Origin of the sequence: Pedobacter sp. JCM 36344 (genome assembly GCF_046546555.1) — a bacterium.
In the GTDB taxonomy this organism is placed as follows: domain Bacteria; phylum Bacteroidota; class Bacteroidia; order Sphingobacteriales; family Sphingobacteriaceae; genus Pedobacter.
Window position 1 is genome coordinate 136,763 of record NZ_JBKHKK010000003.1, and the last position, 24,171, is coordinate 160,933.

Annotated in this window: 18 protein-coding genes and 1 other RNA gene; 9 read left to right on the top strand and 10 right to left on the bottom strand. The window is 38.1% G+C overall.

What is annotated here, in order from left to right; all coding sequences use genetic code 11:
- The first annotated feature begins 11 nt into the window (after window positions 1–11).
- From ACHFIZ_RS04145 to ssrA, 3 genes are all read left to right on the top strand, one after another.
- Window positions 12–440, top strand: coding sequence for a DUF1573 domain-containing protein (locus ACHFIZ_RS04145; protein WP_410883146.1), 429 nt, complete (start codon window positions 12–14; stop codon window positions 438–440).
- Between the two features lie 62 nt (window positions 441–502).
- Window positions 503–1,705, top strand: a complete 1,203-nt coding sequence (locus ACHFIZ_RS04150) for a pyridoxal phosphate-dependent aminotransferase (RefSeq protein WP_410883148.1) — start codon at window positions 503–505, stop codon at window positions 1,703–1,705.
- A gap of 30 nt (window positions 1,706–1,735) precedes the next feature.
- Window positions 1,736–2,101: a transfer-messenger RNA gene (ssrA, locus tag ACHFIZ_RS04155) on the top strand.
- Window positions 2,102–2,268: 167 nt separating this feature from the next.
- On the opposite strand, the gene ACHFIZ_RS04160 is transcribed toward ssrA, so the two are convergent.
- On the bottom strand, window positions 2,269–2,445 hold the full coding sequence (locus ACHFIZ_RS04160; RefSeq protein ID WP_410883150.1) for a hypothetical protein: 177 nt from the start codon (window positions 2,443–2,445) through the stop codon (window positions 2,269–2,271).
- Between the two features lie 189 nt (window positions 2,446–2,634).
- Here ACHFIZ_RS04160 and ACHFIZ_RS04165 point away from each other — a divergent pair, with 189 nt between their 5' ends.
- Both ACHFIZ_RS04165 and ACHFIZ_RS04170 read left to right on the top strand, forming a co-directional pair.
- The gene (locus ACHFIZ_RS04165) at window positions 2,635–5,670 is read left to right on the top strand and encodes a TaqI-like C-terminal specificity domain-containing protein (protein WP_410883152.1); all 3,036 of its coding nucleotides are present in this window, start codon (window positions 2,635–2,637) and stop codon (window positions 5,668–5,670) included.
- Entirely contained in the window at window positions 5,651–6,382 is a 732-nt protein-coding gene (locus tag ACHFIZ_RS04170; protein ID WP_410883154.1) for a hypothetical protein, read from the top strand. The genes ACHFIZ_RS04165 and ACHFIZ_RS04170 overlap by 20 nt, the downstream gene beginning before the upstream one ends.
- Window positions 6,383–6,616: 234 nt before the next feature.
- On the opposite strand, the gene ACHFIZ_RS04175 is transcribed toward ACHFIZ_RS04170, so the two are convergent.
- From ACHFIZ_RS04175 to ACHFIZ_RS04205, 7 genes are all read right to left on the bottom strand, one after another.
- Window positions 6,617–6,781 (bottom strand): hypothetical protein, encoded by a 165-nt coding sequence (locus tag ACHFIZ_RS04175; protein WP_410883156.1) that lies wholly within the window; start codon window positions 6,779–6,781, stop codon window positions 6,617–6,619.
- A gap of 125 nt (window positions 6,782–6,906) precedes the next feature.
- Window positions 6,907–8,418: an alpha-L-fucosidase gene (locus ACHFIZ_RS04180; protein ID WP_410883158.1), complete on the bottom strand. Its 1,512-nt coding sequence runs from the start codon at window positions 8,416–8,418 to the stop codon at window positions 6,907–6,909.
- Window positions 8,419–8,450: 32 nt separating this feature from the next.
- Window positions 8,451–9,593, bottom strand: coding sequence for an MFS transporter (locus tag ACHFIZ_RS04185; protein ID WP_410883160.1), 1,143 nt, complete (start codon window positions 9,591–9,593; stop codon window positions 8,451–8,453).
- A gap of 974 nt (window positions 9,594–10,567) precedes the next feature.
- Window positions 10,568–12,796, bottom strand: coding sequence for a TonB-dependent receptor family protein (locus ACHFIZ_RS04190; RefSeq protein WP_410883162.1), 2,229 nt, complete (start codon window positions 12,794–12,796; stop codon window positions 10,568–10,570).
- Complete coding sequence (locus tag ACHFIZ_RS04195; RefSeq protein ID WP_410883164.1) at window positions 12,774–14,123, bottom strand: HTTM domain-containing protein; 1,350 nt, start codon at window positions 14,121–14,123, stop codon at window positions 12,774–12,776. The genes ACHFIZ_RS04190 and ACHFIZ_RS04195 overlap by 23 nt, the downstream gene beginning before the upstream one ends.
- Before the next feature lie 13 nt (window positions 14,124–14,136).
- Entirely contained in the window at window positions 14,137–15,285 is a 1,149-nt protein-coding gene (locus ACHFIZ_RS04200; protein WP_410883166.1) for an imelysin family protein, read from the bottom strand.
- Window positions 15,286–15,368: 83 nt separating this feature from the next.
- A complete protein-coding gene (locus ACHFIZ_RS04205) occupies window positions 15,369–16,580 on the bottom strand; it encodes a DUF4856 domain-containing protein (RefSeq protein ID WP_410883168.1) in 1,212 nt (403 codons plus the stop codon).
- A gap of 140 nt (window positions 16,581–16,720) precedes the next feature.
- Here ACHFIZ_RS04205 and ACHFIZ_RS04210 point away from each other — a divergent pair, with 140 nt between their 5' ends.
- From ACHFIZ_RS04210 to ACHFIZ_RS04225, 4 genes are all read left to right on the top strand, one after another.
- On the top strand, window positions 16,721–17,395 hold the full coding sequence (locus tag ACHFIZ_RS04210) for a response regulator transcription factor (RefSeq protein ID WP_410883170.1): 675 nt from the start codon (window positions 16,721–16,723) through the stop codon (window positions 17,393–17,395).
- On the top strand, window positions 17,395–18,633 hold the full coding sequence (locus ACHFIZ_RS04215; RefSeq protein WP_410883172.1) for a sensor histidine kinase: 1,239 nt from the start codon (window positions 17,395–17,397) through the stop codon (window positions 18,631–18,633). Before ACHFIZ_RS04210 ends, ACHFIZ_RS04215 begins: the two co-directional genes overlap by 1 nt.
- Before the next feature lie 16 nt (window positions 18,634–18,649).
- Entirely contained in the window at window positions 18,650–18,943 is a 294-nt protein-coding gene (locus ACHFIZ_RS04220; RefSeq protein WP_410883174.1) for a VOC family protein, read from the top strand.
- 939 nt (window positions 18,944–19,882) lie between these two features.
- Entirely contained in the window at window positions 19,883–21,574 is a 1,692-nt protein-coding gene (locus ACHFIZ_RS04225) for a hypothetical protein (RefSeq protein ID WP_410883176.1), read from the top strand.
- An 18-nt stretch (window positions 21,575–21,592) separates the two neighbouring features.
- On the opposite strand, the gene ACHFIZ_RS04230 is transcribed toward ACHFIZ_RS04225, so the two are convergent.
- Together ACHFIZ_RS04230 and ACHFIZ_RS04235 are read right to left on the bottom strand one after the other, a co-directional pair.
- Complete coding sequence (locus ACHFIZ_RS04230; protein WP_410883178.1) at window positions 21,593–22,357, bottom strand: SH3 domain-containing protein; 765 nt, start codon at window positions 22,355–22,357, stop codon at window positions 21,593–21,595.
- A complete protein-coding gene (locus ACHFIZ_RS04235; protein ID WP_410883179.1) occupies window positions 22,344–24,161 on the bottom strand; it encodes a BatD family protein in 1,818 nt (605 codons plus the stop codon). Before ACHFIZ_RS04235 ends, ACHFIZ_RS04230 begins: the two co-directional genes overlap by 14 nt.
- Between the last annotated feature and the right edge of the window lie 10 nt (window positions 24,162–24,171).

The window sequence follows — 24,171 nt, forward strand, 5'->3', positions numbered from 1 at the left end:
ACCCCATCAAAATGAAAAAGTTAATCATATTATTCGCCTTAGTTTTAGGCATCGGAGTTGTTGGAAAAGCTCAAACTACTACGCCTGCTGACCAGTCTGATGCACCGGATTTTAAATTCGACAAGGAGACTTATGATTTCGGTAAAATACCAACAACAAAACCAGTTTCAGTTGAGTTTAAGTTTACTAACATAGGCGAGAAGCCCTTGATCATTACCAATGTTGCTGCGAGTTGTGGTTGTACTGTTCCTGAGTGGCCAAAAACGCCAATCAAAAAAGGACAAAGTGGAGTAATCAAAGTTACCTACACACCAACTCCTACTGCAATGCCTTTTACTAAACCAATAACAATAACTTCAAACGCTAAGATCAGTACCAAATACCTTTACATTAAAGGTCAGACGGTTGCTCCGGGCGATGCTACAGCGTCTGCCAATTAATAATTTAAACATATTTTGATAAAAAACCTCGTTAATCAACGAGGTTTTTTATTTTTGTACCCATGCCTAAGATTTCAGAAAAAGGGGTACTGATGCCTGCATCACCAATCCGAAAATTAACCCCGTATGCCGACAAGGCAAAACAAGAAGGGAAGAAAGTTTACCACCTAAATATTGGTCAGCCGGATATCGCGACTCCAGAAGGAATGCTAAATGCTGTCAAAAACATTGATTTTGATGTGTGGGCATATACTCCATCTGAAGGAACACTAAGCTATCGTACTAAACTTGCAGAGTATTATAATAAACTAGGCTACGGAATCACTCCTGCCGATATTCTTGTAACTATCGGGGGCTCAGAAGCAATTACTATTGCTATGCAAACCTGTGTTAACGAAGGAGATGAAATTATTATTCCTGAACCTTTCTACGCAAACTATAATGGCTTTGCTTGTATGAGTAATGTGGTCGTTAAGCCAATCCTTTCCTATATAGAAAATGGTTTTGCACTTCCAGCTATTGCAGAATTTGAGAAACTCATCACTGGGAAGACAAAAGCGATCATCATATGTAATCCTAATAATCCGACCGGCTATTTATACTCGAGAGAAGAGCTGGAGGCACTGAAAGACCTTTGTCTCAAATATGACCTTTTTCTATTTTCTGATGAAGCTTACAGAGAATTCTGTTACGATGGTAAAGAGTTTATTTCGCCAATGCATCTTGATGGACTTGCGGAAAACGTTGTGATTATGGATACCGTATCCAAGCGCTATAGTGCATGTGGAGCCCGCTTAGGCTGCTTAATAACCAAAAACAAGGAAGTTATTCAATCCGGCTTAAAGTTCGCACAAGCAAGGTTAAGCCCTGGCATGGTGGAGCAAATTGCAGGAACTGCTGCTGTAGATACACCGGATAGCTATTTTGATGAGGTTAATAAAGAATATACGTTACGCAGAGATACACTAGTTAAAAGGTTAAACAATATTGAAGGCGTTTTTTGTCCGAATCCGGGTGGTGCGTTTTATGTAGTAGCCAAATTCCCCATTGACGACTCAGATAAATTCTGTCAATGGATGCTTGAAAGCTTCGATAACAATGGCGAAACCGTAATGATGGCACCCGCGACAGGTTTTTATTCCACTCCTGGCTCAGGGAAAACCGAAGTCAGAATGGCTTATGTATTGAATACTGAGGACCTTAACAAAGCAATGGATTGTCTTGACATAGCGCTTCAGCAATACCCTGGTAGAACTATGGCATAATTTTAGTACTTTTGTACTTAACAACAATACGGGGCCGTTTTGGATTTGACAGGGTGGAGGTACGTATGTTAGCATGTAGTGCGTTGTACGGAGAGCACTTAAAAGAGAACGTTCACACTTTGATTGGCGAAAATAACTACGCCTTAGCAGCCTAATTTAGAATTAGTTTGCTTTTGTCCCTCTGGCTGCCGCGATGTTAGGCTAGAATCCGGGGCATCGAAATAACGACGCTGGCATTTGTAAGGTGTGGTACAGATGCGAGATAAAGCACCTAAGGTGAACGGTAAGGTCGGTTTCCAGCCCGCCAGATCCCGAAAATCAATTGGAAAATAAACATGTAGAAGGCATAATTTGCCACACAACTGGACAAGGGTTCGAACCCCTTCGGCTCCACAGTAAAACCTCTATTTTATTGATTTACAATTAGTTAAATCTTTAGAATAGAGGTTGCTTTTGCCATCAACATTTAACATCACTGATAATCAGCTAGATAGAGTTCGATTCCCCTTTGGCCTATTTTCTTCCTAAAATCTTATTAGTCAGTCATATAAAGCCATGCTTTTTCATTTTATTGGTTCGTTATTAGAATAGAGTTCCCTTAAGGTACCGTCAACGATAATTTTTACGATTAAATCTATTAAAGCCTGGGTTTTGAGTTCTTCATGATCACTTCTCGCTTGATCTAATTGAAGGTCAATGACACTAGTTGATTTGATTCTTTTTGCTTTTCTCTTTTTCATATTCTTTTGATCAAAATTTATGAAAAGGAAATTCACAGTTGTATACCTCTATTAAAATCGAAAATAGAATAAGTTATGGCGGCCAGCGGTTAGAACAATAGACGTTAACTGCAATCTTACCGATATTTTTATTTAACTTTATGCTTTTCTAAAATTAGGCTATACATAACGTTAAATTACTGTTAATTAATGAATTACGTAGATTTTTTTTCATTCTTAGGCTTTAACTTTCAGGTGGATCTGGCAGAGAAAGTTATTGATATAGAAAAAGAACCTACTTTATCTGATAAGCTTAAAAATTCGGTTTTTTTTTATGATAATCCAAACAACACCAATACATCTTTTTATCTCGTCACAACACAATTAGATGATTCTGAACTTGAGAGGTTGAGAAAATATGTTTGGAATAAGAACGATGCGGATATTATCTTTCACTACAAGCAAGATCAAAACAAACTTGTAATGATCTATGCTAGGTACTCCCCTAAAGTTTCAAATAATGAAAGTGAGCTTGAGGTGTTTTCAACCAATCGAAAAGATTTAGAGAACATTGAGAACATAAAAAATTGGCAGTTTGATAGTGGGGCATTCTGGTTGAATTACCGCAGTTTTATAAGCAAGGCGAAATACAAAGGGATAGACAAGGAACTGGTTGCGGCACTGCAGGCATTAAAGGAACAATTAAACAACGTACTGGCTCAATCCATTTTTGTTGACGCTAACAGAAATGAAGTCGTTCAAGCATTGATAGATCGCACGCTCTACATTAAATACTTAGAAGATAACCATATTATTAACTCGTCATTTTATCAGCATTATTTCAGTGATACAACTCTTAATTACGAAAGGTTATTAGAAACATATTCCAATGTTGATATTAACAAACTATACAAAATCATTCATGAGATATTTAACAATGCGCTTTTCGACCAACCGACAATTGATGATCAATATCTTACAAATGAAGTCCGTAACATCATCGCTACTTCATTCAAGGCAAATCTGAGTACTGGTCAGTTGAGATTATATGACTTTGGCTTTGATGTTCTGCCGGTGGAATTCATCAGTTACATCTATGAAGTTTTCCTTTCTGACAAACAAAAGGAGAATGGCATATACTATACACCTAAAAAGCTCGCACAGTTAATAATAGATGATGTAATAAGTGAAGATAGGATAGGCTCTATTTTAGATCCCTCAAGTGGTTCAGGAATGTTTCTTATTGTAGGCTATCAACGTCTGCTGGAAATAGCTAAAAAGCAAGGAATAGAACCCAAGGACAGCATAGGAAAAATACGGTACCGGACACAACTGTTGTCAGAAAACATTTTTGGCATTGAAAAGGAACTAACGGCACAGCGATTTACTCTTTTCTCCCTGTCATTACAGATCTTTGTTGGTATAGACCCAGCAGATATAAAGGATTTTATTTCCAATGAATTACAGGAGAACAAGAAAATAAATTTATTTTCTGAGTATTCCTTTTTTCAAAATATCAAACATGCCAACACGCTTGATATTTCCGAAAAGGCATTTGCGGGCAAGTGCTTCTCGTATATTGTGGGAAACCCACCTTTTTTTGAAATACCCAATACTTCCGAATTTAGAACCGAAATTTCTTTTCTAAGTTCTTATCAGGTCGTTGTTGCTGAACAACAATTATCTGCTAGAAATCTTGTTGGCAGATCCCAAATATCCCAATGCTTTTTCCTGAAAATAAAAGAGTGGAGTGACGGTAACACAAGGTTTGGATTTGTTTCGAATAGCTCTAGCTTTTATAATGATTATTCGCAAGCCTTTCAGCACTACTTTTATTCACAATACGGTATTGAAAAGATTTATGAGCTATCCAAAGTAAAAAAGATTCTGTTTGAAAAAGCTACGGAAAGCGTTGTGGCTATCATTTTTACAAATAACGGTGACAATAACCTGATTGACTATTACTCCGTCGAATTAGGCGTTTTCTCAGAGAAACCCTTTGAGCTACTGATAATTCAGGAAGATCGAGTCATCAAGATCAAACGAGTAGATCTTTTGAACGGGGATGTTAGGTTAAGAGACTTCCTTGTTGGAAATGCGTATGATAGCACATTGATAAAGAAATTATTAAAATCGTCTCCATTACAAGATTATATATTGCAGGAGGAGAATGATTATTTTCTACATAGAGGCATCCAGGTGGTTGGGTTTGAGGAAATAGAAAAAGAATTTAACGTTAGTGCTGAAAAATGGAGATCATTATCGAAAAGACAGAAAGATGAATATAATGAACTCTTCAAGAACAAGTATTCGAGGCCACAGGGAAACGAGCAATTTCCTATAGCTTTTGTAAAGCCTGGAAATATAGAAAAGTATAGGATAACTTCAAATAACACTTTTTTTGGTCATGACATCTCGATGTTTCATCGGCCAAGAAAAAAAGAACTGTATGAAGGCAGGCGGATTATATGGAGTAGGATTGGTAAGCTGAAAGCCGTCTACTTAGAAAAGTTAGTTTATTTTGATTTTGATATATATGTTCTCAAGTTAAACGATGATAGTTATTATGAATTGATTACTGCTATTTTAAACAGTGATCTAATAAGCTACTTCATTAATATTCATCTAAAAAAACGCATTGACGGTTCATTTCCAAAAATTGGGGTAGACGACATAAAGAAAATACCTGTGCCGATTGAATTGGATAAGTCTTTACTGGCTAAAATTTCCGTGATAAGTGCGGGACTATCTGAAGGGAAATATGTGTATGCGGACAAAGAGAAAGAACTAAATGAGTTAATTTACGACATGTATGAGCTAACCTATTGGGAAAAGCAAAGGATCAGCGACTCCTTTCTGCCTAAGATAAAAATCGGCCCTAGGAGAAATGCCCTAATTGAATACAAGTCTGTCTTAAATGAAATAGTTGGGTTTTATTTTAATTCGCCAATCTGCATAGTAGAAACAACGACGGATTTTAATTTGATTGTGGTAAAGCTTTCTTTTGGGGGAAAATCTGAAAGTCCTGATGTCGCCAAGACAAAACTATACCTCCTCAGTGAGATATTTGAGCAAAATCCGAAGGCCAACTTTCTTGCCAACCAGGAGAAAATTTTCGGAAAAGACTGTGTATATATTATCAAACAAGATCTTAACAAAAACTGGACCCCAACCAAGGCATTTGAAGATGGGCACGAGATCCTACAACATTTAATACCGCTCGAAAATGGAGAGAGAATACATTAGGATAAAAAGGCCTCCTTCGTTTCCCTTTGACACCCGCAAACTACGCGATTTGGACGACGAGTTTTGGAAAAAATGGGTATTCTATTATCTGTTGCAGTTTTATCAGGGCTATGATAGCGCAGAATTGAAAACAAAGATCCAAGTAGAAAAGAACAAGCGATACCCTCGAACCGAGCGGGAAATAGCAAAGTTCATACGGCTGAAGTTAAACAACAACAGGAATTTTGGTCTCCATTTTAGTGTTAAGGGAGAGGTAACTAATGATGAAGAAGTAGAAGGGAATTATGATATCAACATTCATAGTACAAACTGGAAAAGCAAGGACTTTTATTTTGAGTGTAAGAACCTGGACGGCAATTCAGACTTGATAGCCAAATATGTTTGCTATAATACTTATAAAAAAAATAGCGCAAATGAGAATATATTTGATGGCGGAGTAGTCCGCTATTTTAACGGTAAGTACGCCCAAACTTCAAATTTCGGTGGAATGATTGGATTCATATTGGCCGGAGACCCTTTAAAAACTAAAAGTAATCTTTTTACAAAGCTTGGTGAAAAACTCAGCACTTCTCCAGAAGGTGATTTGATTAGCATTTCTGATAATAGTATTGAAGGGAATTCGTTCACTTTTGATAGCTTACACACGCGTAAGAATACCCATTTTACAATCCATCACATACTTTTTGATTTTTCTAAGCATCTCACTAGTTAGCCAGTCACTCAGTTGAAATATAACTTAAATCAGGTTTTTAGGCTACTTAAAAATGTCAAAAACGGTAAAAGGTGTTCGATTGTGACCCCTCTATCTCCACGAAAAAACCTCTATTTTATTGATTTACAATAAGCTAAATCTTTAAGATAGAGGTTTTATTTTATTATTAGAATTTTTATAACCTAAATTGAAAGATGTTTAGCTTAATCCATTACAAGCACCTCTATATTAAACCTAAAGTTCGTGTAATGCATCATAAGCTGCTAAAATATCTTTGTACCGTTTATCTTTATCTGTAAGGGAATTAGCTATTGCCAGATATTCATCCGGATCATGCACTGAAACATATTTAGCGTCATAACCACCCAATAATTCGTTTCCTTGTTCGTAACATTCCAAAATACCATCGTAGCACACTTGACTTCTTCAGGTAGCTCCACATACAAATTACCCAGACTACTGGTTCCAAATTTTACTTCAGGCAAATTCATTTTTTAATTTCTTGCAAACTAGGAGGTTTTTCTCTAATTCAGTTCCACTTTAATACCAAGCACTTTCCAATCAGGCAGTTTTTCGGGCATAACTATTACCAAAGCATCATTTTCTTGCTTCCATTTTACCACCTGCTTAAGCCCAAGTATGCTAACCGATTTTATTTTTTGGTTGGTAATTTTTGCGGCCTTCCCTAGTGAAGTAATTTTGATACTCTTCGAAGGAACGTCCAACAAAAATGCATATAGCTGTTTGCCTTTAGTAGTGAAACGGATATCAGTTGCAGTAAATTTGCTTTCATCACTCAATCCACCGAAATGTCCTTTTTTCTGGTTTGCTTTTATTGTCGATGGCCCTTCACCATAAATTTTCCATGGGCGGGAACCGTAAATACCTTCGCCATTTACATCGATCCAAGTGCCAATTTTGTCCAATGTTGCCAGCATATCTGGCTCAAGGTCGCCTTCCGGGGTTTGTACAATATTAATCAGCAGATTACCATTTTTGCTCACAATATCAGTGAGCATCTGGATGATATCTGTGGCGCTCTTATAACGTTGCCCGGTACGGTAATACCAGTCTCCTATAGAGGTGTCCGTTTGCCACGGGTACGGACTTATTGAATCCTGCACACCTCTTTCAAGATCCTGTGCCCACATGCCTTGTGAGGGCTGCTTGCAAGTATAAACGGCGGTCATCTCACCTTTATGAAAAGCCTTATTACCATTATAGAAGTTAGCAAGCATGCTTCGGCCAATCTCTCCGAAAGGCAATTGGCTATCTGAATAAAGTAGGTCTGGATGATACGTATCCACCAGTTCTTTCACATTGTTGAAATATTTTTTATAATACTCCGGATTGTTCGTCAGCCATTGGCGATCGTCTGGAGCTGCTTTAGAATGGTACAAATCCTGATTTGCCGGATCATTTCCGTCGTAGGGAATACCTTTATACAAGCCACTTGTATCTGCCAGGTGAGCCGTTTGGAACCAAGTATAACTGGCAGCCAGATGCTCAGACAAACCAAACTTGAGGCCTTGCTTTTTTGCCGCTTCTTGCCATAATCCTACCACATCTTTCTTCGGGCCCATCTGAACCGCGTTCCATCGGTTAATTTTAGAATTCCATAAAAAGAAATTGTCATGATGGCTAGCCATGCTTACAAAGTATTTAGCACCGGCTCTCTTATAAAGCTTCATTAATTTCTCCGGATCCCAATTTTGCGCCTTCCACAGAGGAATTATATCCTTGTACCCAAATTTTGATGGATGACCATAATGCGCCAGATGATATTTGTATACATCACTGTTCTCTTCGTACATCTTTTTCGCATACCAATCCCCCTGTCGGGGAACTGCCTGAGGCCCCCAATGTGCCCAAATTCCAAATTTGGCATCTTGGAACCACTCTGGATACCGATAATTTTTAAGTGACTCTTCGGTTGGTTTAAATGGGCCATTATTAATTGGCAACTCTTGTGCTACCGCAATGGCAGCCAATCCCGTTAAGGCAACAAAACAGATAATAGTTTTTAAAGCTTTCATTTTAATGACGATTTTTAAATTTACAAAACTTGTTATACAGGCAAGGTGTTTGTTTCCTTGCAGGATATTTTATGACCGGAGAAGCCGAAAACGACGACGACGACAAAGCAAATCAACGGAACCCAGTAACCATCCTGAATATTGCCGATTTTATCACTGATGTAGTCAAAAATACGTGAGAATATCGACCCGCCTACAATAGACATGATGATACCATGGTTAAGTACCGCATTCACGCAAAGTAGCACGTTTATCGCTGCGTATATAGCCAAGAGTTTGTTGGAACTAATAAATTTTATTAAACCCGTACCCAAAAACCTTCCGACTAAAAGTGCTAGCCCGGCGCCACTTAAATAATACGCAGCTTCGGTTTCGGTAACTCCGGCAGCCTGCTTTGAATACAAAATAAATAAGCTGAATACGCAAACTTGCGCAACGACATAAAAAAACTTCGCTGCCCATGATGAATACCTATGCTTCAAGACGTAAAAAATGCTATTGCTTCTAGCCGTATCGTCAGAATTGTCATCATATACAGCCGGCATTTTTGCGAAATAGAAACACACAGCGATGATTACCAAAACAATCCCTAAAATAAAATACGGCGCTTTAACAGATGACTCTTCAGAGGCAAGTGCAATCTGCCTTGTTTCGGGTGTCACTACCCTCAGAACCACATCAGAATAAGTTTGGGTTAAAATCAAACGGGCACCAACAATAAGCACCAGCATGGTTGTCAAATCTTTGAATGACTTTGCGAAATTCAACCTGATTGTTGCGCTTTCTGGATCACCAATAACGGATATATACGGATTAGCTACAGTTTCCAAAACAGTTAATCCACAGGCAATTATGAACAACGCTATCAGAAAAAATGAATACAATTGTATATTGGCCGCTGGAATAAACAGGTAGCATCTTGTAGCAAAAACCAGAAGACCAACTATGATACCTGCTTTGTAACTCCATTTTTTCAGAATCATTTCGGTAGGTATGGCTATTAGAAAATATGCTATAAATACCGCCGAATCCACCAGCGTAGCCTGCATCGTTGTTAAGGTGAATGAACGCTTCAGGTGCGGGATCAGGATCGGATCTAAATAGTGAGCAAATCCCCATAAAAAAACCAAAACGGTAATAAGCGCAATCCCCGTAAATTGATTTGATTTAGTCATATTTTTTGCATTCGTAAAAACTGGTGTACAAAATCAGGAACCACGAACCAACTGATATTACGGAGTTCTCACACCACCCTTTGCTGGTTACATCTTTATTGTTTCGAACAGGTCTAATCGGTTTATTAAAATCCAACAGAATCCGGAAATCGATTTCTAAATGTAATTATTTGGAAATCGATTTCAAACAAATAATTTAAAATATTTCCTTGTTTGTTTATGATTTGAGTCAACTAAAGTTAATACTAATATATCCTGCCATTACAAACATTTGATAAGGCTAAAAACAGCCTCTGCGACGACCAAAAGCATAGCGATTAGAGATGCTTTCAAGTATTCTTGCTACCTTTCACGCTTACTTTCAAGGTGGTAACACAAAATTCGCACTATGGCAACGCTGTGACGTTAACCCTAGTATTATGGATTGTTACACTTTAGTTTGGCGTTATTTCGTCTAAATTGTTATGGGGATTGTCTAAAATAAGGTAGAGTTAGAGTTGCGCATGTGAGCTTGCTTATCGCCGGTGTTCTAATTAAACAGTAGGTTTTATCAGTTCAACAATATTTCAATAGCTATTTTCATTGTAAACCTAAAAATAATCATCAAACTAACCATATAAACAGGCAAAACGGCGATAAAAAACCTATAGAAGCATTGCTTTCTAAATCAATTAAGAATAGCTGATTTGTCAGCGCATAGCAAGATTTCCAGATAAAAAAAAGTGATCAAGCAAAAATATGGTCTACTTGATCGCTTTTAAAAAGTTAATCTATAAAGGGGTAACTTTTTCAGTGACCTCGATTCTATAGCCCTCTTTGTTTTTTCATAGCTCTGCATGGCTTATGGAATACGGTTAAAGATTCTCAGCAAAAGGCTCTTTAAAGACAATACTTAATCAGATGACTCAGTTTGTGTGATAATGGCATGTCAGAATAGTAATAATCCATTTGTATTGATAATAAGTGTCAATTACTTACAACTTAACCTGCAAGGTTAAATAAAATGTGCGGTTATCAGATGGTAAAATGCCCGGTCCTGGGTAACCGGTTGCTCTACGCGTAAAGTAATAGGCGTTTGCCAGATTATTTACACTCCCTTCCAATTTATATCTTTTGTATTCATATGACATACTTACATCCATTATGGTGTAAGCCGGAACTAAACCAACAACTGCCGAAGCATCTCCCTTAGTTGCATTCGTTGCATCCGAATACTGATCAGAAAGATGGGTAAACTGAAATGATCCCTTTAAATTTTTGTAACCAAGCCTTAAGCCGCCCTTAAAATTTAACCTCGGAACAAACTCAACCTCATTTCCTTTAATAGCTGTAATATCGCTCCTTTTATATTCCGATTTAATCAATGCTGTATTTGTAAATAACACCGCACTCCAGTCCTCACTTTCTGGTTTTAACAGACGTAAAAAATCTGCTTCAGCATAGGATTCAACCCCAATAATTACTGCCTGACCAATATTAGTACGCAAACGTATTATCCGTTCTGAAGCATCATATGTTTGAACCTCTCCTATCCGATTGTTATAGTTTAAATAGAATGCACTCACATCATAGGAATAAAACTTAGTTTGCTGACTACGTATACCCACGTCAAATGAAAAACCTTTTTCATCCTGCAAATTTGGATCAATCTCTGCCGACGGATTCGCAATGCGCATATCGCTAAAAGTAATTGAACGATAATTTTGTGATAGGTTGGCATAAACATTCGTACTTTCTGTAGGTTGATAACTTAACCCTAATCCTGCTATAACAAATTGACGCTGATTACTTCTAGGCTCATAAGTTCTGGCACCTAAATCAATGTCGGTAGGGATATTACTTGGGATCTTTGCGGCATAAAAACCATTTGCTTTAGTATTTATATATTCAAATCTAACACCTGGTACGATTGAAAATTTCTCGTTTAAACGAAGGATATGCTCTGCAAAGACAGAAACATTCCGGTTCGGAAAACGATAATCATTCAGAATTAACTTGTCAGGATCTAAGAAATTAAAATTGGCATCTTTACCCAAACTACCATAGCCTTGTATACTATGATTTAATCCATGATAGTAACGCACACCCACTAATAGCACTGAAGGTTTGTTAAACAGGTTATAACGCTTAATGTATCTCCCCTCAGCACCCCAATTTTCAAAATCTCCTTTAATCAAATCTCTCGGTTCTGATCCGTCATCAGCTGTAGCCACACGATTTGGCCTGAAACCTACCGTATACCGGCTTGCCGACAAGCCAAATAAGCGCAGGTTAAACTCGTTATTAGCATTAAATTTATGATCGAAATGCAGAGCAAATAAATTCCAGTTCACCTTAAACCAGTTTCTCTCCCGATTACTTTGCGTAGGGTCTTCGGCAAACATATCATCTGTTAAACCACCCGGCTGATGCGCCAGATAATTCATATGTGTAAAATCCAACCCTAATTTTGATTTCTCATTAAACTGGTAATTTACATTAGCATATCCTGTATAACTGTTAAAATCAGAATTACCTCTAAAGCCATCTCCATTTTTATATTGAAAAAATGTGTAGTAGCTCACTTTTCCAACGGTGCCGCTGGCGCTGGTAAAGGAATTATAAAAATTATAAGATCCCGCACTTTGGCGTACTGTAAGTTCAAAAGGTTTATCCTTTACTGGTTTTTTCATAACAAAGTTCAACAAACCGCCAAACTGTGTCCCGTACTGTAAAGATGCTGCACCTCTTACAATCTGAATTTGCTCCAACGCCTCAGTGGGAGTAGTATAATAACTTTCAGGATATCCGAGCGCATCAGCGCTGATGTCATATCCATTTTGTCGCGTATTAAAATTGGACGTGCGGTTTGGATCTAAACCCCTGCCCCCAATACTTAGCTGAATCCCCCCCCCATCACTTTCCCAAATATTCAGACCAGCTACTCTTGAATAAATCTGTCTTGCATTATTGGTAGCTAAATTGGCTACCAGCTGATCGGGAATAATAACTTCAGACTTTTTCCCTTCATAAATCCCGAAGTTCTCTACTCCTTTCAAATGTGAAAAACCAAAATCTGTCTTTTTATTCTTAATCACCACCTCTTTTAATTTCTTAACTTTAACCGCCGTATCGGGCTTATTTGTCTTAGAGGTATCCTGGGCAAAAATAGCTGTTGAAATGAAACAGCAACATAATAAACTAAAAACCTTCAATCTCATCATTCATTGGTAAAATCCACATCTTAGTACTAAAAGAATCACTTTCTTTAGCCAAATCTACATGTGGATTGATAAAAACTTTTCCGCCCCGGCCATTTAAGGCCACATAGGAATCTACATAAACTTGTGGCGACTTAAACCCTTTTTTGGCATAATAGTCGCGTAATATATGTGCATATTGCAGGATCATATCTGATTGTGTACTCATCATTTTTTCCTGCAATACGGTCAAAAATTCATTGTTATTTGCTACAGCAAAATTTCCTGTAGCATCTTTTATGGTAAACTGTGCATATCCTGCTTTTTCCATTAACATTACACGCCATGAAAATCTATAGCCCTCTTCTGTCCAAAATAATTCTCCGGGATACAGCATGTACCTGAACGGAAATATCAATTGCACCAGAAAAAACAAGGCAAAACCTATTAGCATTACTTTTTGCACTGCGGGTTTAAAGGTAAATCGGACATTAGGCCTGATAAATGTTGGAGGGCACTTAAACAGCTTATTCAAAAAGTCGATTATCCGTAAGTGAAAATCAGCAGAGAAAAAAATTAATGCCGCAACAATCATTACATAAGGAAACATTCCTATTGGAAACAATATGGCAGTAAGAACATGAAATACCACTACTGTAAGATAGGCCAGTAAACGTGTTCTTCTGTTCCAAAGTAAAAAAGCTATGGTTAAATCGTATAAACAACCAAACCAGCTAAATAGAAATGCGGTTGCTTGATAGCTTAACAGCGTTCCAATTATTGGCAAATCGTTACGGGAGGGCAACCAGATCTTTAATGGCAAAGCACTTAACAGCCAATCGCTGTTAATTTTGGCTAGCCCTGCATAAAAATACAATATAACCATCATCAGCTTAAGCACATCGATATTCCACTGCGGAATCTGATCTGATAATATGGATGGCCTACGCTTTGCATCTATAGAAAAATAGCGATGTGCCGGCAAGAATATAAGGATAAACAACACCAGACTCATGAAATAGTAATGATTCAGGTAGGTGGTTCTATCCATTAGTTCTATATAGGTAAAACTAAAAAACAACATCACAATTGCCGTACGATAGAACAATCCGAATGCAACCATTAACGCCGCTATTGCACAAACAAAGAACAGTACATAGGTATAATTACCCAATGGTTTTACAAACTCAAAACCATAAAAAGAAAAGAAGTGCAAGGGCTTTATGTAAAGCTCATAGATCCATCCTTTAATCCAAAATCTCAGAATACTGATAAACAGCATTAGCCCTATAGCTATTCTATAAATTGCTAAGGGGGCCGTATGTGTTGTCTTCAGGAAATAGCTGTTCATTTAGAAAATGAAATTAATCTCCATCATTGTCTGTATAAGTAATGGTTATACTCATTGCAGATGTCATATCCACTTTAGCCATACGCACAAATTTCTGCATTTCTGTATAAACATCAATCATTTTCTGATTGTTGTTTTTTACCTCATTGTTCAGGTTTTCTGTTAAAAGGTTCAGCTTTGTAAAAGTAACTCCCAACTGATCCTGAATAGCATGCGTAAGCTTAACATTTGTTTTGCTATCCTTTGCTCCCAAGGCATCAAGATAGGTTTTAAAAGAGCTACCCTCAGTTCCGGTTTTTACACTTTTCCCGTTAAAGAAATCTACAGAAGCCTGTTGCGCTGTTTTTGCTAATGTTAAGGAGATGTCCTTTTTATAAAGTGCTTCTACTTTTTCGGCTGACACTACCCCGTTTATCATTGACCCGGAAGGGATACCGAATTTTCCGGAACGAATGTACCTTTCGTAGTTTGAAACATAGCCATTTACCAGCCCAGCTAGTGACGAGCTGGCATCTGTTCCTGATTTACTAATGAACTCATCACGGTAAGCACCGGTAGTCCATGGCGTGTAAACCTTCGCGAAAATGCTGTTCATTTCTGTAAGTATTTTCTTCACATAAGCAATGCGCTTTGCCGCATCAGCCGCCGTGCTGTAAAATGTAACAATATCTGTGTCGTTATTCGCAAGCCCATTAATCAGATAGTCTAACGCCGGAAAACCCTGTTGCGCGTAAGTAGCTGGTACATCAAAATTAACAGTGCCACTGGCAATGCCTGAATTGATATTGGCAACATTGGTTGGGTAAACATTGAAGAATGCCCTTAAGGTCTGACTGCTTGCCGGGCCTACATCTATCAATTCTATTTTTTGCCATTCTACATAAGCATTTACCCAAGCTGTCCTAAGTTCAACCAAAGATGCTGTAGTTGGTGCTGCTGTAAAAGCGTCACTTTTCCCCTGTAATAGATCTAACTTTGTTTTAAAATTAGCGTAAGACGGAATGATAATGTCATCGGCAAGGTAAGTCAATAAAGCCTTTCTGTCGACGCCCAGATTGCCGCCTTTATCAGGCTGCTCAGTACTTTTCATTTTTGAGCAGGCGAATACGGTTAAAGCCAGTAAGCAAGCCAGGCTGATGCGTTTAAATTTTAAGTGATTCATATCAAATCTTATAAAGGATAGAAGTGGATTGCTTTTTTTTGCAGAAAGGGTAACCCACTTTAATAGAAATTATTTTATAATTACTAAAGACCGAATTTGGCTTTAATAGCATCTTGCGCAGCAGTAACCTTAACAGGAGTTAAATCCCAGGCTCCACCATCCGTACCTATTAATGAGGCAATGATATCATCCGAGAATTTAGCATCAGCTTTATGAACAGTTGCAAAACGCAATGAGTAAATAAATCCTAATGCTTCACCCAAAGCATGAGCAGCAGCACCAGCATCTTGTGCAGTACTTCCGTCTTTCCACTTTTTTAGGTAATTCCAGGCCGAATTTGCAATTGCATATTCTATTTGTGTTCTGAGAAATAAGGCTTGCGTTTTTATTTCTGTAGCATCATTATTAACAACTGCAGCACGTCCTTTTAAGAAAGCAGGGAAAATTTTAGCATAATTTGCCTTGTTGTATTCCCAAATGTATGAACCAATAAAAGATTCGGTAGTACCTCTTATAGCATCTGTTGAACCTGCAAGATAAATTGGATTTAAAGTTAGTGAACCATAGGCTTCATCCCAATTCTGTTCTAACTTTGTATAGTTCTTACCAGAAACTAAAGTCTTGTTATCTGCTTCCAGACCTTTATTAAGTAAAACATTACCGATATAATCCAGGTCAAATGCGCCAATTAAACCTTTTTGAATTAATTGCCCCACTTCAAGACCTTTTGCATCCAAAAGATATTTAGTACCAGCATTATTAGCTACATAACCAGCAGTTCCTTTTACAGCAGCAACATTGGCTGAAGCACTGATAGTTGCAAGAGAAGCAAGATCTGATTCGATTTTTTTACGTACTACTTCCGCTGAAGCTGCATCCCATGAAGAAGCTGTAACATTACGTAACTGAACACCGGAAACATTTATTGCTGCAAAATCAGCCGGAGCTGGATTAGATTCCCCTGTAAATGGATTACCAGTATTTGAATACATATTTTTTAATACATTACCATCAATCAATTTAGTTTTCCATACTCCGCTATAAGTGTTTATGCCTTGAAATACCCTGTAACGGAAATTACCAGTAGTTAGGTCAATTGTGCTTTTACCCGCTGCATCTACAAAGATGGTATTTGTTACATCGTACTTTGTGCCTTCTACCAACTTAGTATAGTCAATTGCTGGGCGCAAAGTTTGGTTTCGCGAATCCTGATCAACTGTATCTTTCTTACATGAAGTAACACCCGCAACTGCAAGGGCAATAAATACCAAACTCTTAAAGTATTGAATTTTCATTTTTGATTTGATTATATAATTTATTATTATATTACTTGTATTAAGTCTAAATAAGCGCTAATCTTGTTGCAAATATTAAAGCCAATTCTAAAGAATTTCTAAAGAATCTAAAAAAATCGTATTTAATTTGAATAATAATTATGAAGGTGTTGTTTGTAGAAGATGAACCAGTGCTATTGGAAGAAATGGAAACCTATTTCAGCTCACACGATTGCATATGCGAACAGGCCGTAACTTTTGTTCAGGCAGAGCAGAAACTAAGAGACTACACGTATGATGTAGTGGTACTCGACATTACCCTGCCTGATGGAAGCGGAATAGACCTCATAGAAGATATCAGAAAAAGCCATTTGGAAACCGGAATCCTTATCCTTTCGGCAAAAGATTCGCTGCAGGATAAGCTGAATGGGCTAAATCTGGGAGCTGATGACTACTTAACAAAGCCCTTTTATCTGGAAGAATTAAATGCCCGGGTGAATGCCATATACCGCAGAAAAACATTAAAAGGCGTAGAACAAATCACATTTGATGATTTCACAATGCACCCCTCCTCTAAATCATTCTTTTTCAAAGAAAGCGAGGTAAGTCTAACCAGAAAAGAATACGACATGCTCATTTATTTTGTCATCAATAAAAACCGTGTGGTTAGTAAAGCATCAATAGTTGAGCACCTTTGGGGAGATCATTTTGACCAGAGTGATAATTTTGACACGGTATATGTACACATGAAGAATTTGAGAAAAAAACTTTGCAATATTTCAGGTAAAGACTACATCAAAACAGTATATGGAATGGGCTATAAGTTTACCTATTAGTGAGACTGCTATCAAAGATTAGTTATTACCATTTTTGGCTTAGTGCAGTGGTATTGGGCATTACCGGCTGTATGTTGTTCCTTTTTCTGAGAAATGAAATATCTAAAGAAATACAGAAGCAGCTCGAATTACAGACTGATATGGTAGCTCAGGAAATCCATATGGGCCGAACTGTCAATTTCCCACTAATAAACATCACTAAGGGTAGTGATGGCCTGATGAAACTACCTAAAATTTTTAAAGACACCATGATTTATGATAGACTCCAAAAAGTAACTGAAGGTTATTACTACTTTTCGGAGAGCAAAAAGATCAATAGTCAGCACTACCGCATCATGGTTATGACCACCTACATCGGCTGGGACAATTATTCTAAATCGATCATTTACATTTTCCTTTCCATAGCAGGCCTGTTAATCGTACTTGGCACTTTGGTTAACTATTTCATTAGTCGCAGAATTTGGAAACCGTTTTTAATAAACCTGAAGCGGATAAAGGCGTATTCTGTGAGTTCAAAGGAAGAATTACAGCTAACGCTTACCGATGTTACTGAATTTAAGGAATTGAACAATGTACTTATTGATTTGGCAGCCAGGAGCAAAAGGGAATATACCGCATTAAAAGAATTTACCGAGAATGCTTCCCATGAAATTCAAACCCCACTTAGTATATTAAAAACGAGATTGGAAAGTATTAGTCAGCAGCCATTAACGGTAGACATTGCTCGTTTACTTAATGACGCAAAACAAGCAACAATACGCCTTAGTAAAGTAAATAAGGGATTACTGCTATTGGCCAAACTAGAGAATAATGCTTTTACAGACGTACAATGGGTATCAATAGAAGCTGTTCTGAAACGTAACTTTGACTTAGTGGAAGACCTGTTTCAGCATAAACGTTTGCATATAGAGAAGCGTATTCAAAGAAAAGTTGTGAATGCAAGCCAATTCCTGATGGAAATTTTGATTTCCAATTTGCTAACCAATGCCCTTTCTTACTCACCTTCTGGTGCCAGAATAATTTTTAGCCTTAATGAACAATTGCTGGTGATTAGCAATGAAGGGGAACCGCTTTCTTTCCCGGAATCTAAGTTATTTACAAGATTTGGCAAGGGGGCTACTGACAATAAAGGGAATGGACTTGGACTTTCAATTGCAAAACAAATCTGCACGCTTAATAAATGGCAACTCAGCTACAGCTACGAAAAACATATGCATCATTTTAGTATCCATTTCTAGGCCAAAATAAATATAAATGGAGAAAATAATGCACATTTCCCTGCCTATAGGGAAGAACAATGTATTAATAGCCAATGACGTTCCCGAAATCATGGGAAGAACAAACGAAAATGAGAACAGATCAAAAATAGCAGTGAGTACAGAAAGCCGTGAAGAAGCGGATAAAGTATATAACGAACTATCAGCAGGCGGAGCTATTGAAGGTTCAATTGGCGACAGTCCCAGGGGTTCATACGGCGGAATGTTTAGAGACAAATATGGCATTGAATGGATCGTGGAATTTGACCAAAATGACAATGGTCCGGTTTAACCGAACGACAAACCATTCCGGTTACAGATGACGATCCTAATGTCATTAAGTAAAATCAACTATTTTTAACAGAGGGATTGAAGCCCCCTCAAGACCACCATTATCGTCAAAAACCCTTTATCCATGATTAGTTGGAGAAGGCGTCAATTTCTAGGATTTAGATGAAGCGGCTGAGAAGATTGGCAAAATAGCATTAAGAAAACATACGATCAGCATTTTAAGTGAACACTTAAGGATTTAAGTGTTCACTTACCAGTTTAAGTGAGCAGTTGACCTTTTTTAAATAATAAATCTGCTTTTTTTAAACAGCAGTATTGTAGGTTCGTTTAAGCAATCAACCAATGCTGCTGCTAATTATGCTACTATATACTTCTACATTTCCCTATTTCAGGGCCACAAAGAACTGCGTTACTAGTTTATTACTAGTGCCCTCAGCTATGTCTCGGCTTCGGGTCTGCTTCGTGTCTGCTTCGTGTCTGCTAGCGCTCGGCCCGAAGGAAACACCCATAAAACACATACCACAGCGGTATTTGAAAAACTTCAGTACAAACCTCATATCAACCAGAATATTTCATTAAAGAACAATGTAGGAAAGGTCTAAAATAAAAATAGTCGAATGCCGGGATCAATTATGCCGCCTATAGGAGTTGTATTGTGGTTTGGTTGTAGTCGCCACCAATAGACACACACAGCGCAAACGCATCATAAATTGATCAATTTTTACATATAATAATTATCCCATATGGCTTTGAGCCCTTTTCCTTTAACTCCGACTTGGGAATTGGGAAAGAATTGTAGAGGAAGACCAGCAAGGAGCTTAAAATTGTACTTGATGTTTTCTAATGTGTATTTCCCAGGCACTACGCAGGGAATTGAGTTATATTTGAACAACAAAGCCATCAAACTAGAAAGCAAGTATCCCACATTACAACAGTTGCAATGAATCTGACAATTAAAAACTACAAATCAGTCCTCTCAGCAGAATTAATAAAGCAATCACAAAAATGTGCAGTTAGAGAGTGCGATGAAATTAACCCTGGCCATTTTGAATCTTATGTAGATGTCCTTGATAAAAGCTTCGATGTGAGTCTAACATTAGACAAGTCTACGGTTGTAGCTCATAAATGTGATTGTGAAGACCCTACCGCTTTCTGTCAACATAAAACAGCCTTGCTGTTGTTTGTCGTTAAGGGAGCTAAGCGTCTACCTGCAAAAATCACCAGGTCAAAAAAAATAGATCCAATGATGGAGGCTATTGAACTTGCAGATCCTCAGGTTTTAAGAGACTGGGTGTTAAAAATTGCTAAAAAACATAAAGACATAGGTATCTCTCTATTAAATGAATTTTCCAATAAGTCTTCAAATTACACGCCACAGGAAATCATCGACCTAACTCAAAATAGCTTGAGAGCAGTGATCAACAAAAAGACTAAAGCGGATGCTCAGGAGGTTAAAAGAATCGTTGACCTTTGGTCTGATCTTCACCAAAGCATATTAGAAAGGTATCGTGCAGAGCCCACGAATGAAGTTTATTTCTTACAGTTCAATGCAATAATAGATGCCTGTAGTTTTTATGAAGAGCGCCTAAATACCACCAGCAAAAGAATTAGCAGCTACATTAAGCAGGTCATCGAAGATGTCAGCGCAGTCATCACAACCACCCGCGATAACGACGCCTGGCAAAAAAGCTTGAACTATTTTGTAAAAGAAATATTTCTGAGAGATTATGGGTTCCGCCGACAATACCTAGACTTGATCGCAACACTGTTTGACTCCAGCGAAACGGGAAGAAAAAGCATAATAGTTGAATTAATGGTAACACTTTACGAGGAGAACGCATCTGCCTCGCAACAAGACAGGAATCATTTTCTACAACATTTCTTTAGATTGGTGATCTTAAACAATCAGTTCCAAAGCTATAAACACTTGTTTTTACCTATCAGGCATGCGCTAAGCTATAACCTTAGGCTTATTGATACTTTGATTGCAGGGGAAGATTTTGAAACTGCTGAAGTCTATTGTGTGCAACAGCTAAAGGAAAACACCAATGATGACTACGATCTCGAATACCATGCAAGACTCATAGCGATTTATAAGACCTCTGGAGATGAGGTTAAACTTGCGGGAATTCTTAAGCTTCAGTTGTTGAAAATACCTGATTTTATTGACTATCAATTTGTTTCCCTCCATCGTTCTTCTGATGATGATTTCAATCATTGGAGAAATAGAGTTTTAGCAAATGCGAGACAAATGGCATACTATGACAGCAATGCTGCTGCATTTTCTTTAGCGCTATTAGAAAGCGAGGGCAATTATGCCCGGTTAATAGATTATATCGATGAAAAGATTGATTATCAAGTCATCTCTAGATATGCTCCGGCACTAATTTTAAAGGCTCCCCAACGCTTTTTAGAGAAACTTATGAGTAGGAGGGACAATCATGAAGATAGGAATTGGCATCAGTATGAGCCTGAAACGTTAAATGACTGTCTTAAAGACCTCTATACATTACTCTTGAAGCATTATTCAGTAGAAACGCTAACCTTGATTGCAAAAAATGGCAAAAGCACCTACAAAAATTGGTCAAATCTCTTTATAAACTATTTGAACCAAAGAATTACCAAAAATTAAAAGTCTTAAACAGAAAATTTAAATCAATTGCAATGCTCCTGATTCTACCCAGCCGATATTTCCGTTTGGTAGCTCCACTTTCAACCAATCTTCTTTAAGCTCAATGATCCGAACTTTCGTACCCTCATGGATTACAATTAGGGTTTTCTGCTTTGCGCTTGCTGCGCTTTTCACGTTCACTTTACCATTGAAAACTACAGCCTCTTTTTGTGTTTGCAAATAATTATCTTCTGCACTCGCAAAAGCAATAAAGCAAATACCAACAAATATCAACAAGAAACCACTGTAAAACGAGAGGCGCTTCCACTCATATTCGTGTGAAAACAAGTAAATTATTACCCCAGCAAATCCTAGAAGCAAAAATACAACTGCAAGAACCGACCAGTTTTGAACCGTAAGCAGTAGAAGGAATGATGTCCACCATCTTTTTAAGAATAGCTCTGGTACTACTTCCATTTTATCTGTGAGCTTAGAATTAGCAAAAGCGAGGTTAGCATTAATGTCTTTATCATTAGGAGAAAGGCGATGTGCACGCTCATAATTCAAAATTGCAGCTGCAATACTGTTAAGTCTGTAATGTGCATTACCTAAATTATAATAAACAGCTGCAGTTTTCACACCAGCAGCTAAAACCTGTTGGTAGGTGTTTGCCGCAGCTTCATAGTTCTTCTGCGTGTATTCCCTATTTGCTTTCGCAAAAAGTAGGTCAACGGGTTCTGCCGCATTGCTACAAAAAGGCAAGGTAAGCAGCGCAATAAGCAAAATTAAGTTACGTCTGTGCATTTTCAATGTCTTTAATAATACGTTTTGCTTTTTCAAGTACCTCTGGTTGTGAAACGCCCGACATAGGTGCATATCGCGCCATTTCGCAGAGGTCTATCGTTTCTTCCACTTCGCTAATGATCGCTAAATCGACTGACCTATTTCGCAATGCTTCAACTATTATTTCCTTGCTTAAATCAGCTGCAGATATGTTTAATTTATCTGCAAGATACCCGTACAGCCCCTTATAAACTGCTTCGTAAAATACTTTCTTATCCCCGGCGGCCAATTGTTTCTGTGCATTCGCCATATGCCTGGCCGCAATTCTGCTTGCCTTACGGTTTTTAACAGCCACGGCATCCTTATTGTAATTTCTATACCATGTTCGATAAGCCAGTGCCGCCAAAAATGAAATCGGACCGGCAATGATTAAAAAGAAGAATGCCAATGATCCAAAAAAGCCATCGGAAGGTATACTTAATGCAGACGAATCGGTTTTAATGTTTCGGATGTCTTTGTCGAGTTCAGGACCATCCTTTTCAGCGCCTTTTGCAAACGCAGTAACATTGGCGGTTGGATCCCCTTTCGCAACCACTAGATCATGCGGCTCGGTGTTTAGCACCACATATTTTCTAGAAACTGGATTAAAATAAGAGAATTTGAAGGGAGCTAACTTGTAGTTACCGCCATGTCTTGGAATTAGCAGATAAGTGTATTCTCTGCTTCCAGATACACCATCAAGACTTTCTATAAGTTTATCATCAATCTTAGGATCATATTTTTCTAGATCTGTAGCAAGGGTTAACTCGGGTGTTTTCAGTAACTTAAAATTCCCGGTTCCTGAAACTTTGATCTTATAGTTGAGCGCCTCATTTGCCTTCAAAGTATTCTTATCAACAGACGAAGCAACGGCAAAGTTACCCACCGCTCCTTGAAATCCGGCTGGCTTACCTGCTTCAGGAAGCTGCCTCACGTTGATGCTGATTGGCAAACTCTTAATCTTGTACTTCACATCCTTAACTGCCCCGCCAAAGAATTGCTCCATGGGATCGTTGGATGGCACCTGCTGCCTTACCACAAACGTCATTGCCAAGGGGTCCAATGCAAGCTTCCCGAACCTTTCCGGAAACAAAATCACCTTCTTCAACACGGCAACATTATATCTTGCACCATTGAAGATCTCGGTTGTCCAATTTACATTTTGAGTATTAATCTTTATCTCCTGACTCCAGAAACCATTGAAATCTGGAAGCTTATCCAGCGCATTATCAACGATGTCAATACTTGTGTACAGTTTGTATGTAACTGCAAGTTGTTCACCTTGAAATACGCTTTTTTTATCACTAACTGCCCTGATAAAAAGTCGTTTACTGATATCGAAAGAAGCATCAGAATTTGATACATCGGCGGTGGCAGGCCCTCCCCGAGAGCTATTCTGACCAGCAGGCGACCCTTTAACGACCGTTATTTTTATGGCATTAGACCGGTATTGCTTTCCATCAACCACCGCTACAGCTCCAGGTATCGTATATACCCCTTCATTTATACCCACAAGGTCATAGCCTAGCGACATGCTAACTGTGGTGGCCCCATTAATGGAAGTCATACTCGAAGACTGATTAGGTCCCCCTACTACTTGAAAACCTTCAAATGCTGGCGGCCCGAAGCGTTGCAAATTTCCATTAACGGCAAAAGTCACTTCAAAAACTTCTCCCACGGCCACTTTAGTCCTGCTTGCCGAGGCAGTAAAAGTAATGTCAGCTGCTAATAGCGGCCTAGAAAACAGCAGCAGCGATAAAAGTATTGTGATATTCCTAAGATTCATTGTCGATCAA

What these genes read in the sequence shown, in the direction of transcription:
- ACHFIZ_RS04145 (WP_410883146.1), top strand. Translation starts at nt 12, where the DNA reads ATGAAAAAGTTAATCATATTATTCGCCTTAGTTTTAGGCATCGGAGTT.
- ACHFIZ_RS04150 (WP_410883148.1), top strand. Translation starts at nt 503, where the DNA reads ATGCCTAAGATTTCAGAAAAAGGGGTACTGATGCCTGCATCACCAATC.
- ACHFIZ_RS04160 (WP_410883150.1), bottom strand. Translation starts at nt 2,445, where the DNA reads ATGAAAAAGAGAAAAGCAAAAAGAATCAAATCAACTAGTGTCATTGAC.
- ACHFIZ_RS04165 (WP_410883152.1), top strand. Translation starts at nt 2,635, where the DNA reads ATGAATTACGTAGATTTTTTTTCATTCTTAGGCTTTAACTTTCAGGTG.
- ACHFIZ_RS04170 (WP_410883154.1), top strand. Translation starts at nt 5,651, where the DNA reads ATGGAGAGAGAATACATTAGGATAAAAAGGCCTCCTTCGTTTCCCTTT.
- ACHFIZ_RS04180 (WP_410883158.1), bottom strand. Translation starts at nt 8,418, where the DNA reads ATGAAAGCTTTAAAAACTATTATCTGTTTTGTTGCCTTAACGGGATTG.
- ACHFIZ_RS04185 (WP_410883160.1), bottom strand. Translation starts at nt 9,593, where the DNA reads ATGACTAAATCAAATCAATTTACGGGGATTGCGCTTATTACCGTTTTG.
- ACHFIZ_RS04190 (WP_410883162.1), bottom strand. Translation starts at nt 12,796, where the DNA reads ATGATGAGATTGAAGGTTTTTAGTTTATTATGTTGCTGTTTCATTTCA.
- ACHFIZ_RS04195 (WP_410883164.1), bottom strand. Translation starts at nt 14,123, where the DNA reads ATGAACAGCTATTTCCTGAAGACAACACATACGGCCCCCTTAGCAATT.
- ACHFIZ_RS04200 (WP_410883166.1), bottom strand. Translation starts at nt 15,285, where the DNA reads ATGAATCACTTAAAATTTAAACGCATCAGCCTGGCTTGCTTACTGGCT.
- ACHFIZ_RS04205 (WP_410883168.1), bottom strand. Translation starts at nt 16,580, where the DNA reads ATGAAAATTCAATACTTTAAGAGTTTGGTATTTATTGCCCTTGCAGTT.
- ACHFIZ_RS04210 (WP_410883170.1), top strand. Translation starts at nt 16,721, where the DNA reads ATGAAGGTGTTGTTTGTAGAAGATGAACCAGTGCTATTGGAAGAAATG.
- ACHFIZ_RS04220 (WP_410883174.1), top strand. Translation starts at nt 18,650, where the DNA reads ATGGAGAAAATAATGCACATTTCCCTGCCTATAGGGAAGAACAATGTA.
- ACHFIZ_RS04225 (WP_410883176.1), top strand. Translation starts at nt 19,883, where the DNA reads ATGAATCTGACAATTAAAAACTACAAATCAGTCCTCTCAGCAGAATTA.
- ACHFIZ_RS04230 (WP_410883178.1), bottom strand. Translation starts at nt 22,357, where the DNA reads ATGCACAGACGTAACTTAATTTTGCTTATTGCGCTGCTTACCTTGCCT.
- ACHFIZ_RS04235 (WP_410883179.1), bottom strand. Translation starts at nt 24,161, where the DNA reads ATGAATCTTAGGAATATCACAATACTTTTATCGCTGCTGCTGTTTTCT.